Raw genomic sequence first — 16,380 nt, 5'->3', positions numbered from 1 at the left:
TCCGCTCTTCTATACTCAACTAACTCTTGACTTCAGACAAACCTAGTGTTTGACTTATAAAGCAGATTGCCAGACACATAACGCTCAATCAAAATCAGATTGATTATACAGGTAGATTTTCTCCAAGAATGCCTGCACAACCTATTTTATCTATTGTAATTTTTTGAAATTTACCCTATGGTTGCCCAGTTAGAAACGCCCAGTGCAAATTCGTCCCTCAGTTTACCTTACCCAATTGAAGGGCTAGTACAAGTTTTCACTAGCTCACACCGTAACTTTTTTACCAGTGTCATGGGACAAGCCCTGAGAATTGCTGGGCAAGGTACACCAGTGTTAATTGTGCAGTTTCTCAAAGGTGGGATCAAGCAAGGACAAGACCGACCAATTCAATTGGGTCAAAATTTAGATTGGATTCGGTGTGATTTACCACGCTGCATCGACACCCCACATTTAGATGAATCAGAGAATCAGGCTTTACAAAAGTTGTGGTTACACACACAGCAGGTCGTCGATGAAGACAAGTATTCTCTTGTTGTTCTAGATGAGTTAAGTTTGGCGATTCACTTTGGGCTAATTCCTGAAAGCGATGTTCTAGCCTTTTTAGCCAAACGCTCTCCCCATGTCGATATTATTTTTACTGGAACAGAAATGCCCCAGTCTATTTTAGATGTGGCAGATCAAATTACAGAGATTAGGCGTAGTCATTGCCCCTAAACAAGATATCCTAGTAATTCGGTTGCAATTACCTGTGAACTTGTGATTAAGAACGACATCTGGATTACTGAAATGGCTCAAAAAGGGATGATTGCTCCTTTTGAGTCTAGTTTAATCCGAAAAATTCCCAAAGATAACCTTGTAGCCGCTCAACCCGTCATCAGCTACGGCTTGTCTTCTTACGGCTACGATATTCGCCTCTCATCAGCTGAGTTCCGCATTTTTCGCCACATCCCTGGAACTGTAGTTGATCCCAAAAACTTTAATCCCCAAAATTTGGAACCAACACCGCTACATACAGATAAAGATGGCAGTTACTTTATCTTGCCAGCGCATAGTTATGGTTTGGGGGTTGCCCTGGAAAAACTAGAGGTGCCAAATAATATTACAGTCATTTGCATAGGTAAAAGCACGTATGCTCGCTGTGGTATTATAGCTAACTTAACACCTGCGGAAGCGGCTTGGCGGGGTCATTTAACTCTAGAGTTTTCTAATTCTTCTAGTGCTGACTGTCGTATCTACGCTGATGAAGGCGTTGTACAATTACTCTTCTTGGAGGGTGAACCTTGTGCTATAAGTTACGAAACACGTCAGGGTAAATATCAGGATCAGTTGGAGAAGGTGACTCTGGCTAAAGTTTAGTTTTTGATTCTGGGAATATTCTTTGGCGATCGCTCTTTATCCCATCCCAATATTATAGAGATGATAGGGCGATCGCCTCTGATGGTTCATGCTGAGTGAATCAAGTGGGATTCCAGTAATATAGATAGAACAATAATTAATCAGTTTTTATTAAAAGCTTATGTCTTCTACTCCTCTTGTGCTGAACCTAGTTGAAGGTTCAGTGTCTTTCAGTTTTTCCCCCCAGGCGGCGCGGGAATTAAAAGCAGCCATTAATCAATTAATGGAGAGTCTCAAGGCTGTTAGCAGCAAACCAGCTTCAGGTGGTAAGGTCAATCCCCAGCCACCATTAGAATATCGTTATACTGGCGATGTCTTTTTAGAAATTTTCTGTAATCCCAATATCTGGCCTACTCCCTTTGCAGCAAAAGTACTACTGACAATTCGTGATGTCAGCATTCGTTTGACTACAGAAGCTGAACTCACACGAGTAATTGAAGATATTAATCAGTATTTAGAGCAAGTGGGTTAGGCTTTCTCGATGGGAAATCATGAAGTTTTTATCAACAAGTTTGATATTGTGAGTCAGTAGTACCTAACTTATGAGTCTTTCTTATGGAAATATTCCCTGAGAAATTAACGGGGTAGTTTAACACGGTAAACTACCCCGAACAGAGATTTTACATAAGTTAATCAAGTTATTACACAGGATCTACACAAAAGCTTGTTTTTTAGACGTTCATTAACGGGAAAAGTTGTAAAAACAAAAAATAGAGGATTCTGGATCGGGACGGAGTTATTAAAACCAGAGATTATCCCTCAGCTTGGGAAGTGAATCCTTTGTTGTCAAATCCAGTCATCCAAAAATAAACTCCCAATCCAAAATCACCAGTATTTATGGATCTTGGATTAGTCGTTGTCCCATTGTTCACGACCAATGAGGTCGCCAATGCGATCGCGTAATAGAAAGTCACATTTCTCTAACTCACACTCTACACAAACCCACTCTCTAGCAGGAATATATTGGCACAGAGTATAGATAGGCTGTTGTCTGCTGACCATTCCTTTTTCTACTAGTCGGCGTGCTTCGTCCTGAATTACATCTAGGGAGTAGTAATTGATAGAGGGCACCGTATTCACACTCATGGTTTTTACTCACAAATTTACACTTAAGATAGTGTTCCCACCAAATCAAAGGGAACAAACATGACAGGAATTGGACTTGCGCTTAGGGTTTTGTATTTTGCTATACGGAACTAATTTCATTTTGACGCTAGACACCCTCAAATAATTTAAAGAAATGTTAAGTTTGTCAAAATTTCCTGACATTAGTGACATAAGCATCACACAATCAGATATTTAGTCTGCTAACTTAATTCGTGAAAGAATTCATAGTTAATGTGAATCAATAAGGTGTGAAACTCTTGCTGTTTCCGGCTTGAGGTATTAATGGGTAGATGACAATTCTTCATAAAGACAGATGGCTGAGGTCAAAAATCATCGAAGTGGGAGCATTTATTACCACCCAAAGATCAGCAAACTCAACAGTTAAGGGAGAATAAAGGTATAAACTGTTGCGGAGCCAAGGTTACCCTACACTAGGAAGACTTGCAAAGTGCTATAAGTTAATAATTTCTTAAAGCAACTCATAAGGTATGAGGTTGATGAATTTCATTTGAATGAAATGATCCCTTGAAATCAACATCTGTCGTCCCTTGAGATGACATCCCTCTAGAGTAGCAGTGTTTATATAAAGGTATATCCTGCTTGAGATGTAGCTAGAAAGGATTGATTGTTACAACTATTACCTGAGTCATAATTTCATGACATATATTTACGTAAGTAAATTTTATGAAGAATATGAATTTTTGTTAAAGATAAGGATTTCCCTGTCAGTGAACTTATCAAGACCGGAAACGATAAGTTTGGCGTTCAAATCCTAACATTGCCGACCAGTAAAGTCTTAGGGGTTCTCACCCCTGATAATGGAAGTCCAACTAAAAAAATATCCAAAATGTAGGATGCGTCAGTGGGATGGAACCTAAATCTAGTCAGAAATTATTCATTCTGACCCACCCTACCGAACCATCTATTTCCAATAATTTATTTTCTGGTATCCTCTAAGGAATTAGATACTAATAAATTTAAACAGACGCGATTGAGTCACGTCTGTCAACTGTTGGTGAGTTCTGCGGGGATTAATTGTTCTCTAGTCACATTATGATTGAGGCTACAGGGAAGTTATGAACGCTGAGAGTGATTGCTGATGGCTTCATATCTCCTGGTTCCTCTCAATCCCTAGTCTCACAAAAAATTATGCCTAATCTATGCCTAATCTTCGTCTAAAGAGTCATCTGCTGAAGGTATATCATCAAGCGATCGCGCATTCTCCAGTTTATTCAGCAAAGTTAGCACTTTTGTTCCTCGTTCTATTGAACGATCTTCGATGAAAGTCACTTCGGGAGTGCGACGTAACCTTACCCTTGCCCCTAATTCACTACGGACAAAACCTGTGGCTGATTTCAACCCCGCCATTGTTTCTGCCTTAGCTTCTTCTGTACCATATATACTGACATAGATTTTGGCGTGTTGCAGATCCCCAGAAACATCTACGTCTGTGACACTGACCATGCCTGTACCCACACGATCATCTTTAATACCGTTAATTAGCATTTGGCTAACTTCCCGTTTGATCAATTCAGCAACACGGGAGACGCGGCGATTTGTAGCCATAAAAACATTCCCTCCTCACAGAGGTTGGACAACAACATAAATTTTAGTTAGATAGGACAGCAAAACTATGGGGAATACCCTCTAGAAAAACCTGCCGACAAAATCTACAAACCTTATTTATTAAGCATTTCCTTGATTTCGTGGTCTGAATCTCTTTCTTCGCTTTGGTATGTCCTAATCTAGATTGTACCGAAGCCAAGCATGGCTCTTAATGTAAAAGTGATGAACGCTAGCCCGCCTACCAACAAACCCACAATGGCGATTAAAGTAACGGGGCGTTTTAACAGAGGGAATAGTGGCTCAAAAGTGTTTAGGAAAATACCTAATACAATAGTGATCAAATAACGGGGGTAGCGAAAAACGTTATCCCAAAATCCATCAAACATTTTAATTGAAACTGCCTTCTTATATACTTAACGTTCATTTTGATTTACTTTATCAACATAATTGTAATATATGACGCTAGAAAAATACTCGCTCAATATAAAATATGGTTCGTTGGTTATATTTGCTATATTTAATAGCCTATAGCGTAGTTCCAGCCTTATGGTAAGCCAAATCCCTAAAGAAACCTGCCCACGTCCATTTTTAAAGTGGGCTGGGGGTAAAAGTAGGTTAATTCCGCAATATCTGTCACATTTACCCAAGAATTATCGGACTTACCATGAGCCATTTTTGGGAGGTGGTGCTTTATTTTTCTATCTCCAACCGAGCAAATCTATTTTAACTGATATTAATTCTGAGCTAATTACTACTTATCGCTGTGTCCGCGATCGCATCGAGGAATTAATTAGCCTTTTAAAAGAGCATAAAGGTCAACATAATAGAGATTATTATTATAGTGTCCGAGGAAAAACTGTTGATAATGAGTTAGAACAAGCCGCACGATTTATTTATCTCAATAAAACTTGTTACAATGGTCTTTATCGGGTAAATTCTCAAGGTCAATTTAACGTTCCTTTCGGTAAATATAATAATCCTAATATCTGTCAAGAAGATTTACTCAGAGCCGCTTCCAATGTGCTTGCTACCTCAGAAATCAAACAAGCCGATTTTACAGAGGTGCTGAATTATGCTACTGGTAGTGAGGATTTCGTTTTTTTTGACCCGCCATATTATCCTATTAGTAGTACTAGCTACTTTACAGGTTATAGTAAAAATTCTTTTGGAGAAAAAGACCAGTTAATTTTAAGAAATACTTGTGTAGAACTGGCTAGCCGAGGTGTTAAAGTAGCTGTGTGCAATTCTGATTCCGAATTTATTAAGAATATATATCAAGAAATAGGGTTTAATATTTATTTTATTGAGGCAAAAAGGTCAATTAATTCTAATATAAAAAAACGAGGTTTAGTTAAAGAGTTACTCATCACATCATATTAAAATTCCGGCGTTAGTGAATGAATTAATAATTTAATTTATCTAGGCAAAATTTGATATTTTCTATAATGAAGAAATAATTTAACAGAGTATTTTAGCATTTCTTGTAGGATTTATACTTGATTTTTGAAACACACGTAGGTGGGCAATACCCAGCAAAACCATGATACGGTGGGTATTACCACACCCTACAGATACTTAGATTCTTGTACGCAAGCGCAGGCTACGCCAACAATAATCAAATTGGATTCCTATATGAGTGGTTAGTGATAATCATATCCCCCAATTTTTTCCTGCATAATTAATGCGATAGACCACTAGCCAGTGTTACAGTCACCATAAATCTAGTGTAAAGCTCAGTATATTGAGGAAGTTCCTCAAATTTTACACATACTTTTCCCAAAATACTGGAAGCATAAAATGTCAGAATGTTAAATGTAAACTTTCATCACAAACACACTTATGCCAAGAGCCATCTGGAATGGAGCTGTGTTAGCCGAGAGCGATAACACTGTAGTCGTGGAAGGTAACCATTATTTTCCGGCTGATGCAATTAACAAGGAATATTTTCAAGCGAGTGAAACTCACACCACTTGTCCGTGGAAAGGTGTCGCCAGTTACTACAGCATCGAAGTTGATGGACAAGTTAACAAAGATGCTGCTTGGTACTATCCCAGCACTAAAGAAAAAGCAAAGAATATTGAAGGTTACGTAGCCTTTTGGAAAGGTGTAAAGGTTGAGACTAAATAGGCATAATTAGCCAAAAAATCAACCTTGTGGAGACGCGAGCAATCGCGTCTTTTTTTGTATAATCATAAATTTTTTTCATCTACCATCAGGTTCTCTTGTCACCAGGAAATAATCAGGTAATTTCAAGTAATCTTTAAATTTCATATTCAAAATTTAGTCGGAAATTAGTTAATATTCATTATTTTTATCCTAAAAATTACTGTTAGTAGTGAATTAACCTATACCTGGGGAGAAATTTAATTATTTGTTGATGTATATTTGTTTTCGAGCAAATCAAACTGACGAAGATGTTTCTTTAAATAAAGAATAAGAAATTTAGTTGTAATTATTCTAGCGATCGCCTACACCTACACTATCCCTAAAAGCCCTATAAAAATTAGAAATATTGCCTTAGATACTAATATGTATAAGTAATACAAGTCACTTAATTACATTCAAGTGAATTAAATATATTTGTATTTAAAATATCCTTCCATATAAAAAATTACCTGACTACTGATTAATTAGTGGCGTTATTTATAACAACCTGTTAGTTTAGAAAATCATCTAAATATTACTTCTAGGATATCAATAAGGATATCATGAAAAAATATCAGAGAAGTTGACACTACAAATACTCTTGTTTTAAGCTCAATATGCTTGTTGCCCATTTACTATGCAATCAATAATTTTAGTTATTGTACAAGCAATATTTGTATTTAAATCAAGTATAAATCTGTCCGTAATATAACTTTTGATATAAACATTATGCTTAAGACAATATTCAATTAAAAATATTCATTTCTTCTAGAAGCTGACCGATATTAGAGGGATTATATAGTGGCTAACATCAGTTTAAAACAAGGACAATTTGTTACCAATTCTTTGTCAAATGAATGGAAGTTTAGACATCTTACTAAAATTCTTCTAAGACGACGTTTTATAGTGTTGGGCGTTTCTTGTATCGTGATGTCAGCTACTAGCTTTACAGCCATAACAAACAAACCCACTTATAAAAGCCAGATACAAATATTAGTCAGCCCTAATGTATCTGAAGAGGTAGGTGCAACAAATAATAATATAGATATTCCCATAAGTATTGAGCAATACTCTGTGCAGAAAAACTTGATGCAGAGTTCTAAATTAATAGATAAGGTGGTAAACATACTAAGTTTTGACTATCCCAATATTACTAAAGAACATATTTTAGGGAAAACAGAGAATAGTGAAAATTCTCGCTTAAAAGTAACTCAGCTAGAGACTAATAAAGGAGCAAAGCAAGTTCTTAGCCCCGTATTTGAAATTTCTTTTCAAGATAACGACCCATTGAAAACTAAAAAAGTACTTCTAGCTTTACAAAAGGTCTATCAGGATTACAATCTAGAGCGAAGACAAGAGCGATTTAATCAAGGATTAGCATTTATTAATGCTCGGTTACCAGTAATTAAACAACAGGTAAGACAAGCTGAGAGAAAATTAGAACAGTTTCGTAAGAAGCACAATTTACTAGATCCAGAATTACAAAGTCAAGTTTTAATAAAATCCTTGACTAAAACGCAAGAACAGTTACAAGTAACTCGTACCCAATTACAAGATATTAATTCCCGCTATCAAAACTTAGAAGAAAGAATCACAGAGGCTAGTCAAAAAGCGCTCATCTCAATGCGTTTGGCTCAATCAAGTCGTTATAAAACACTGACGAGTGAATTACAAAAGACTGAACAAACTCTGGCCAAAGAGCAGCTACGTTATACAGATGACTCCCCTATTGTGCAGAGTCTCAAGCAGCAACGCCAGAGTCAATTAACTTTAGTACAGCAAGAGTTAAAACGGTTAACTGCGGAAATTAGAACAGAAACAACTCCAGAACCAGGACAACTGGTTGGAGTTGATCCAAATTTAGTGGAAGAATTTGTTCAAGTACAGACGACGGCTTTAGGATTAATTGCTAACGAAAAGAGCCTCAGAGAATCAGAACAACGTATCCGTTCTGAATTGAGAAAATATCCTAGTTTGATAGCAGAATATCAACGTCTTTTACCAGAACTAGAAACGCAACGCAAAACACTTGAGCAAATGTTGCAAGCACAACAATCAATGGGGATGAAAATTGCTCATGGAGGTTTTGATTGGTTGGTATTAGAGGAACCAAATCTGGGAACTTATGTTGGTAATGATAGGTTTTGGTTAGTACTTGTCGGTATGATTACTGGCCCGATTTTGGGTGTTGTCTTGGCGCTGATTTGGGGAATGCGTCATCGGATTATTCATTCTGCACAAGATTTGCAGAAGGTAAGTAACTTAAGATTACTGGGAACAGTACCGAAGTTAGCACCCCGGACGATGGAAAAACGCCTTCCCAATTTATCTTGGCTTGGGGGACGCAACGTAGCTGAGTCTGAGGAAGTAGGTAATTCTTGGCTACCTTGCCACGAAACCTTGGATATGGTCTACCAAAACACTCAAATATTGAAGTATCCTGTCCCTTTTAAGTCCGTGATGGTAACTTCAGCGCTACCAGGGGAAGGAAGGACAACTTTAGCGATGGGGTTAGCAGCTAGTGCGGCTCATATGCACAGAAGAGTGTTACTAATTGATGCTAACTTGCGATCGCCTAAACTCCACAAAATTCTCCAACTATCAAACGACTGGGGATTATCTTTACTACTCCTCGATGAGACAAACACTGAAGTTCAAGATTATATCCAGCCAATTCACCCTTCTATTGATATTTTGACTGCGGGGCCAACACCAGAAGACGCGGTAGAATTGCTCAGTTCTCAGCGATTGAAAGATTTAATTGAGTTATTTGAGGAAACTTACGACTTAGTATTGATAGATGCTCCACCCATTTTAGGCACAGTCGATGGCAGAATTGTTGCCTCCTACTGTCATGGAATTATGATGGTAGGGCGCATTGGTTGGGTAACACAAACTGAACTAACTCAAGCTGTGGAGATATTAAACAGCTTAAACTTAGTTGGCATTATCGCTAATGATATGAGTAGTTATCACAAGGGTTGAAATATAGCTGGGGACTAGGGACTGGGGACTGGGTGAAAAGTCTTGTTGTGTCTAGGTTGTATCATCTATTGATGTCCTAACACTACTGACAACAGCTATATTTTCTTAGAACTTACGCACTCAGGTAGTCTGTTGAGAATGGGTGTAAGGGCGTAAGGGTGTAAGGTTTTTCAAAATTTATACCCCTAAACCCCTAAACCCCTATACTCAACTAACTAGAACCTTAGCTTCTACTTCTGGTTGATAACGGATTTCATTGGGACAAGAACGACCTTGCTCAATATCAGCAATGTTGTTTAAGGTTGTCTCTGCTATGTTGCGTAAAGCATCTTCTGTAAAAAATGCTTGGTGTCCTGTGATAAGTACATTGGGAAATGTTGTCAGTCTTTGGAAGATATCATCTTGAATGATTTCCCCTGATAAATCCTCAAAAAACAATTCTGATTCCTGCTCATAAACATCTACACCCAAAGAACCGATTTTGCCAGTCTTGAGTCCTTCAATTACAGCTTGGGTATGAATGAGCGCACCTCTGCTGGTATTGATTAACATTACCCCTGGCTTTACCTGCTCGATTGCTTCCGCGTTGATTAAGTGATGAGTTTGCGGCATCAGGGGGCAATGGAGAGAAATAATATCAGAATTGGCAAATAGTTCCGGTAATTCTACGTATTCCCCCCCTAATGCTAACATTTCTGGGTTGTGGTACACATCATAGGCGAGTAGACGACAGCCAAACCCTTTCATGATTTGTCCCAAAATCAAACCGATTTTACCAGTACCGATAATTCCCACCGTACGTCCGTTGATGTTAAAACCTAAAAGTCCATCTAAAGCAAAATTACCTTCACGGACGCGATTATAAGCGCGGTGGATTTTGCGATTGAGGCTCAAAATTAAACCTACTGCGTGTTCGGCTACACCATAGGGTGAATAGGCGGGAACACGAACTACATTAACACCCAACTTATTAGCAGCTTTTAAATCTACATTATTGAAACCTGCACAACGGAGGACAATCAAGCGAGTTCCTCGTGAAGCAAGAATTTCTAAAGTAGCTGCATCAACTTGATCATGTACAAATACACAAACCGCCGGAAATCCGGCGGCTAAAATGGCGGTATCTTGATTGAGACGGGGTTCAAAAAACACCAAATCATGTTGCTTTGGAGCATTTGCAGCTTCTAAAAACTGCCGATCATAGGCTTTTGTACTGAAGACTGCTACTTTCATGCCAAACCTCAGGCTGTATGCCGGATATTTTTCACATACATATTAGCTTGGTGTTTGAACAGTTGATGTCCACTAAGGGCTAGCTGAAAATCTCCATTATGCTTACCAGTTATAGATTTTAGGTTTTTTTTACCTGTAAATATAACTAAAGCAAAAATTAATGCTTTGAGTATCATCAATCATTCATTAGCTGGTATTACTTTCCTTAGTGAATCAATGTTGAGTTCTAACTTTTCTCCCAGCCACAAGGCAAAACGGGTATGGTCGCTGACATCATCTCCTGTCAAGGGATGAACGAGAATATCTAATTCCTGACGGTGAAGCATTAACCAGGGGACAATTTGAGCGAACTCTGTTGACGGGAAGGCAACTTGGTACATGGATTTAGGGTGGGGGCCAATGGGTTTTTCATGCGATCGCCCAAGCTGTACATTGAATCTATTACCCAATTCTTCACGGATACTCATAGCTGTAGCAAAACTAGCGCTATCAAAGTAAACGTGAGCGTGAAAACCAGTGATGTTGAGAGATTCTTCTTTCATAGCTTTAAGTGCCAATTTATTGCGCTGCTCGTGTCAGTTTTTGAAAGGATCTGGTTTAATGCCCCATCCTCTCGTGGGTAGTTTTTAGGCGTTTTTGCCACTGACAAATGACGCGAAATCCCACTACCTTATGGTTGGAGTTTTTATAAGCTTATTTACTCCGAATATTTGTTGATTTTGAATTAACTTCTTGAGTTAGGGTATTTTTTATTTGCCAAAGTCTTCCAGGCTCAAACACTGGAAGCACCTGTTTTTTATTTTGTTTTAAAGCTCCTAATATTTGCTGTGACGGACGAAATGTCAACAATTGATTATTTTGGGAAAGGAAAAGATTTAAATTAGCATTCTCCAAATTAGTAGGCTGAGTTAAAAGCAGTAATCTTACATGATCTTGAAGTGAATAACTCTGGGCAATTAGATCGCCAGTGTTAGTGTATTCATCTCCAATATCACTGACTATCACTGGTGAGGAACTACCGTTAATCCGATTAATTATTTCAAAATTATGATAGCTTAAATCCTTGCTCCACCAAGTGTGTGCAGAAGCACTAACAGTAGCTGATGCGATACTGCCTGTGAAAATAAGTAGAGTCACACCTTGCCATAACCAGCGTTGGGAAATAATTTTAGTTCCTAATAAATAAGCAACTGCAAGTTGCACACCAGGATAAGAAGATATCAAGTAACGGCTGACAGTAGAGCGCCTACCCCCTAGTAGTAAATCTGGCAAAGCTAAACTGAGAAAAGGAACGAGAATTGTAGTAATAATAAATAACCAGGTTGCTCTTTTAGTTTGGTGACACACTAAATAAGTTGCCCCAGCTATTAACATAATAACGGCTAGTTTCAATAGAGAAGAACGGATACCGTTCCAGATAGTGTCAAAACCAAAGTCTAAGTCAAAAAATAAAGAACTAAAACTAACCAGCCATAGTTTTAATAAATACCATATGTCAACTGTATCTCCAGTCCAACTTGTGGTTTCTAATGCCCGTTGGCGGTTAGTGACTAGTACTACTAACCAAGGAAGATATAAAATAAGCGAGCTAGCGATCGCCACTAAGAAATATATGACATTCTTTCTAGTTGATTGCCTATTTTCTTGCTGAAATGTCCGCCCTAAAAATATATAAGTTCCTTGAGCAACTACCGTTAGAACAAAAAAAGGATGGGTGTACCAGCCTATAATGTTGCTGAGAGTATACAAACTCCAATTTTGCCAGGTAGATAAGCGCCAAGCCCGTAATAATAAAAAATTGCTCCCAATGACTGCTACTGTTAGTAAGCTGTACTGTCTGGCTGTTTGAGCAAACAGAATATCAAAAGGAGACAAAGCTAAAAGCACTGTTGCAAACAAAGCCACTGTTGTAGAAGCAAATAACTCCAGCCCCAAAGCATACATTAATGGCAACGCCAACAAACTCAGTAAAGCGGGCAAGGTCCGGGACGCAGTGAGAGAACTGCCAAACATCTGCATCCAAAAGCGAGCCATTAAGAAATAAAGTGGTGGATGATGCGGGTCTTCAATTTTTAGTGAGTTAATTGTATCTACTACAGTGCTTCCTGGTTTCAATCGCTGAAACTTCAGTAAATATGGTGCTGGTATGATGTGATTTTGAAAAATTTCTTGGTCTATTTCTTGGCGTGTGAAGCCCGCCGCCCGTATAGATGTATAGGCTTCATCGTGCCAGTAAATTTTGTAGTCGAGATGAAAAAAGCGGAAAAATACACCTGTTACCAATAGTATTAGTAAAAATAACCTCAACCAACGCGGAGTAAGTTTGAGATCCCGCATAGCAAAATCACCGCATGAATTAGAAATCTAAAGCATGGTGACTGTAATCATCACAATCACCCATGCTTCAGCGAAGTACCTGCTTAATTTCGTGTAGTGATACTAGTTGCGGTGTAAATACACGCCTATCGGCAATGTTTATCACCCTCACAACAGCGTAATTACGAATTACCCTACTAGCCACCATACACAATTTCACTGCGGTTAGTATTCCCCAGATCGGGTAAAGATTTAGGTGAATGGGGGGTAAGGGCTGTGGGTGTGCTAGGGGCTACTTGTAATTGCTGTACTAGACGTTGTAAAAGTTTGTCTTGTTGTTGGCGGAAAGCGCCAATTTGGGGGCCACGGTTAATGATAGCGAACCAAACCAAACCGCGATCGCGTGTGGGTACAACTCCAGCTAAAGCACTTACATCCCGCAACGTCCCAGTTTTCATCACAGTAGCCATCGGCAAATGTCGAGAGTGCATTGTGCCTCGGTGATCAAAGCCAGAGATGGGAAACAAGTCTGCTAGATTGAGTTGAGCCGCAGCAGCTTCATGTTGCAGCGCCATCAACATCGCACAAACCGCCCTGGGAGAAATTCGATTTTCTGGGCCCAGTCCCGAACCATTAATTAATTGAATTTCTGTCTCTGGTACTCTTGCTAGTTTGGCAGCTTTGGCTTGGACTACAGTATGGCCTCCCACCGCTTCTGCCAACATCTGCGCCATCTCATTATTGCTGTAAACGTTCATCTCCTTGATCAATTGTTTCAAGGGTAAGGAACGGTGACGCACAAGTAAAGTTTGTTTGGGGTTGGCCTGGGCGAAAAATTTGATTGTGCCATTAATTACTACCTGGGGCTTTGGTGTTCCCTTAGGCATGATGGAATGTATATAATTTGCTGGACGAGTCCAGGTTTTAGAATTTAGTGATTGTTTGAGCATTTGCCCAGCCAAGAGGGGATGGCGTTGGAAATTCATGGCAAAATTGCCTGTAATTACCAAATTGCCCTTTACCTGCTTGATTCCCATTTTATTGAGCGTATTACCCAGGGCGATCGCTTCTTCCCAAACAAACATCGGGTCGCCGCCGCCATTAATGATTAAATCACCTTGTAATACGCCATTAACAACTGAAGCATTAGTGGCGATCGTCGTTTCAAATTGATGTTCTGGGCCGAAAGTAGTAAAAGCCGCCAGTGAAGTAGCAATTTTAGTGAGAGAAGCTGCCGGCAGAGGTGTAGTTCCTTGATGATTAGCCATCAACATCGGCCCTGACTGCAACCAAATTCCTTGGCTTTCTGCTAAATTCTGAGCAATTAATTTTGTCGTGACTAATCCCTTCAGATATTCCTTGACTGTATTAATTCCTGCTGGATTCGGATCAGGTGCAATAACCAAGCCTGGGCTACTTTGCCAAGTTAGTGCATCTAAAGCATCCGCAGGCTTGATTTGCACACCAGCCATTTCCAGCCAGATAGAAACCAAACCCGAACTCAACAATTCCAGCATGATTCACTCCCCACTTATGACTGTAATATATTGTTTCCTGTGCTAATATACGCGCTTTATGGTGTTCATCAGCATTGAGTCATCATAACTGGTATTTTCTTCTCCTCTCAAAGTAAGTTGGACGGTATTAAGTATTAGGTATTAATTACCAATTACCAATGACTATTTCCTCTCTGGATGTACCTGCTCTTTGGTAGCAGGAATACCCATTTGATTAATTACCGCAATCATCTGATATAAACGTCCCAAGTCCCGTTGATTGAAGGATAAAACTAGGCGGGGTAATCCCACGGTTTCATCTTGGTTTTCTTGAGGCAAAGACTCACTTCTTTCTATCTTTCCTTGGACGAGAATGTCACTAAATTCAGCATTCAGTTGCTCAACCTCAGCATCTGATAATTCTTGGGTTAAGCGAATTACCAAGCGATCGCCCACATAGCGACAGGAATGATAAACCTGATAAAAGCGGGTTATGGCATCACAGGCTACTTCTAGACTATCTGTGACGGTGTACAGGCTAGGGTCTTCAGGATTTACCAAACCTGTTTTCACTAGATGCTGATTGATGTATTCGCTCCAAGATTGCCAATAATCACCGCCAGGATGATCTATTAAAACTACTGGTACAGGGCCAAATTTACCTGTCTGGCTTAAAGTCATGCACTCAAACGCTTCATCTTGAGTACCAAACCCACCAGGAAACAAAGCTATAGCATCGCTTTCTTTGAGGAGAAACAGCTTGCGGGTAAAGAAATATTTAAAGTGAATCAGCTTGGGATCACCCTCAATAATTGGGTTTGCTTGCTGTTCAAAAGGCAGGTGAATGTTCAATCCAAAGGAATTTTCTCGTCCTGCACCCTCGTGACCAGCCTGCATAATACCACCACCTCCTCCGGTCATTACCATAAATCCCATCCGAGTTACCGCACGGCCAAATTCCACTGCCATTTGGTACTCTGGGGCTTGTGGCAATAGACGAGCCGAGCCGAAGATGGTTACTTTGCGGACGTGTCGGTAATCATAAAATAATTGGAAGCCTCGTTCCATATCTGCTAAAGCCGCAGATAATATTTTCCAATCGAGACGTTCAATATCGCTGTCCGCTAGACGGACTATTGTTGCCAAAGCATTATAAATAAGTTGCCGATTTTTTAATGTCGGTAAGCGATCGATTAGTTCAACAAGATCGGCTTGGAGAGACTCAAATGTTTCAAACGACGCAGATGAGGTCATGATAGATGCCACCACAATGGCATTACATTCTACCTAATTTTTGAGTGCAATTTTACGAATAAACCGGATTCCTATCACGTCTCAAAATAATAGCTTAGGAACACCTCTTAAGTAGGAAGAATTTATTAGTTTACTAATTGTGACGTATATTTGTTTCGTCCATAAGAAATATTATGAGGTGCTAGAATTTGCACCTCATAAAGTATTGGACAAATATTACCTAAACTTAATGGCAATAGATTACTCAACAAGAGCTTACTATTGATTGAGTTTCACAGATGCTTTTCTAGGGTTTGAGATAATGTTGTTTTAGGCACCGCACCGACTACCATATCGACTTTCTGCCCACCTTTAAAAATCATAAGTGTGGGGATGCTGCGGATGCCGTACTGACTTGCAACTTGCGGATTCTCATCAGTGTTGACTTTCACCACTTTTATTTTACCTTCGTACTGTTGAGCTATTTCATCGACAACAGGAGCGACCATTCTGCAAGGACCACACCAAGGGGCCCAAAAATCAACCAAAACTGGTACATCGCTGTCGAGTACTTCTTGCTTAAAAGTAGAATCTGTAACTTGTGCGGCTGCTGACATGCCTAAAAACCTTTGCCAATTATATTTCTGACTTTCGTGAAAATTCTACCATAGCAAAAACAACTGCCCAAAACACAAGGATGTACATTTGCAAAGAAGCTGAAGAATTTATGTAATACATAAGGAACCGCCCGAACAGTAGTCCGGGCGGAGTGTGGTGTGAGGAGTGAACGGAAACATGCGTCTCCGCTATATCTATTGTAGGCGACATATGTGATTTTTCCAGTGGTTGTTTAAGAGTCTGGAAAAAATTTCTGAATAATTTAAAGTTGGTAATCCGGGATAGG

16 protein-coding genes are annotated in these 16,380 nt (G+C 39.3%); 6 read left to right on the top strand and 10 right to left on the bottom strand.

Annotated elements, in window-relative coordinates:
• The first annotated feature begins 177 nt into the window (after positions 1 to 177).
• From GSQ19_RS19040 to GSQ19_RS19030, 3 genes are all read left to right on the top strand, one after another.
• The gene (locus GSQ19_RS19040) at positions 178 to 714 is read left to right on the top strand and encodes a P-loop NTPase family protein (protein ID WP_011319425.1); all 537 of its coding nucleotides are present in this window, start codon (positions 178 to 180) and stop codon (positions 712 to 714) included.
• A 72-nt stretch (positions 715 to 786) separates the two neighbouring features.
• A complete protein-coding gene (gene dcd, locus GSQ19_RS19035) occupies positions 787 to 1,356 on the top strand; it encodes a dCTP deaminase (RefSeq protein WP_041456802.1) in 570 nt (189 codons plus the stop codon).
• 160 nt (positions 1,357 to 1,516) lie between these two features.
• Positions 1,517 to 1,867, top strand: coding sequence for a hypothetical protein (locus tag GSQ19_RS19030; RefSeq protein ID WP_011319423.1), 351 nt, complete (start codon positions 1,517 to 1,519; stop codon positions 1,865 to 1,867).
• Between the two features lie 377 nt (positions 1,868 to 2,244).
• Here the strand turns inward: GSQ19_RS19030 and GSQ19_RS19025 are convergent, their stop codons facing one another.
• The 3 genes from GSQ19_RS19025 to GSQ19_RS19015 form a co-directional block, all read right to left on the bottom strand.
• On the bottom strand, positions 2,245 to 2,481 hold the full coding sequence (locus tag GSQ19_RS19025) for a DUF4327 family protein (protein ID WP_011319422.1): 237 nt from the start codon (positions 2,479 to 2,481) through the stop codon (positions 2,245 to 2,247).
• A 1,185-nt stretch (positions 2,482 to 3,666) separates the two neighbouring features.
• Positions 3,667 to 4,068, bottom strand: coding sequence for a 30S ribosome-binding factor RbfA (rbfA, locus tag GSQ19_RS19020; protein ID WP_011319421.1), 402 nt, complete (start codon positions 4,066 to 4,068; stop codon positions 3,667 to 3,669).
• A gap of 179 nt (positions 4,069 to 4,247) precedes the next feature.
• The gene (locus GSQ19_RS19015; RefSeq protein ID WP_011319420.1) at positions 4,248 to 4,454 is read right to left on the bottom strand and encodes a DUF751 family protein; all 207 of its coding nucleotides are present in this window, start codon (positions 4,452 to 4,454) and stop codon (positions 4,248 to 4,250) included.
• A 160-nt stretch (positions 4,455 to 4,614) separates the two neighbouring features.
• Between GSQ19_RS19015 and GSQ19_RS19010 the strand changes: the two genes are divergently transcribed.
• From GSQ19_RS19010 to GSQ19_RS19000, 3 genes are all read left to right on the top strand, one after another.
• Positions 4,615 to 5,448 carry a DNA adenine methylase gene (locus GSQ19_RS19010; RefSeq protein WP_011319419.1) on the top strand — a complete coding sequence of 278 codons (834 nt, stop codon included), beginning with the start codon at positions 4,615 to 4,617 and terminating at the stop codon, positions 5,446 to 5,448.
• Between the two features lie 459 nt (positions 5,449 to 5,907).
• Positions 5,908 to 6,195 (top strand): DUF427 domain-containing protein, encoded by a 288-nt coding sequence (locus tag GSQ19_RS19005; RefSeq protein ID WP_011319418.1) that lies wholly within the window; start codon positions 5,908 to 5,910, stop codon positions 6,193 to 6,195.
• A gap of 819 nt (positions 6,196 to 7,014) precedes the next feature.
• Complete coding sequence (locus GSQ19_RS19000; RefSeq protein ID WP_041456221.1) at positions 7,015 to 9,198, top strand: GumC family protein; 2,184 nt, start codon at positions 7,015 to 7,017, stop codon at positions 9,196 to 9,198.
• Between the two features lie 207 nt (positions 9,199 to 9,405).
• Here GSQ19_RS19000 and GSQ19_RS18995 read toward each other — a convergent pair whose 3' ends face one another.
• The 7 genes from GSQ19_RS18995 to trxA form a co-directional block, all read right to left on the bottom strand.
• The gene (locus GSQ19_RS18995) at positions 9,406 to 10,431 is read right to left on the bottom strand and encodes a 2-hydroxyacid dehydrogenase (protein WP_011319416.1); all 1,026 of its coding nucleotides are present in this window, start codon (positions 10,429 to 10,431) and stop codon (positions 9,406 to 9,408) included.
• An 8-nt stretch (positions 10,432 to 10,439) separates the two neighbouring features.
• A complete protein-coding gene (locus tag GSQ19_RS29795) occupies positions 10,440 to 10,607 on the bottom strand; it encodes a hypothetical protein (protein ID WP_185478763.1) in 168 nt (55 codons plus the stop codon).
• A 3-nt stretch (positions 10,608 to 10,610) separates the two neighbouring features.
• A complete protein-coding gene (locus GSQ19_RS18990) occupies positions 10,611 to 10,973 on the bottom strand; it encodes a DOPA 4,5-dioxygenase family protein (protein WP_011319414.1) in 363 nt (120 codons plus the stop codon).
• A 151-nt stretch (positions 10,974 to 11,124) separates the two neighbouring features.
• On the bottom strand, positions 11,125 to 12,768 hold the full coding sequence (locus GSQ19_RS18985) for a glycosyltransferase family 39 protein (protein ID WP_011319413.1): 1,644 nt from the start codon (positions 12,766 to 12,768) through the stop codon (positions 11,125 to 11,127).
• Between the two features lie 176 nt (positions 12,769 to 12,944).
• Positions 12,945 to 14,264 (bottom strand): D-alanyl-D-alanine carboxypeptidase/D-alanyl-D-alanine-endopeptidase, encoded by a 1,320-nt coding sequence (locus GSQ19_RS18980; protein WP_011319412.1) that lies wholly within the window; start codon positions 14,262 to 14,264, stop codon positions 12,945 to 12,947.
• A gap of 162 nt (positions 14,265 to 14,426) precedes the next feature.
• Positions 14,427 to 15,497 (bottom strand): LOG family protein, encoded by a 1,071-nt coding sequence (locus GSQ19_RS18975; RefSeq protein WP_011319411.1) that lies wholly within the window; start codon positions 15,495 to 15,497, stop codon positions 14,427 to 14,429.
• Positions 15,498 to 15,769: 272 nt separating this feature from the next.
• Positions 15,770 to 16,093 (bottom strand): thioredoxin, encoded by a 324-nt coding sequence (gene trxA, locus GSQ19_RS18970; RefSeq protein WP_010994229.1) that lies wholly within the window; start codon positions 16,091 to 16,093, stop codon positions 15,770 to 15,772.
• Positions 16,094 to 16,380 lie beyond the last annotated feature (287 nt).

Source organism: Trichormus variabilis 0441 (assembly GCF_009856605.1).
Classification (GTDB): domain Bacteria; phylum Cyanobacteriota; class Cyanobacteriia; order Cyanobacteriales; family Nostocaceae; genus Trichormus; species Trichormus variabilis.
The sequence above is the reverse complement of the archived record's forward strand: the minus strand, read 5'-3'. Positions and strand labels throughout refer to the sequence as shown.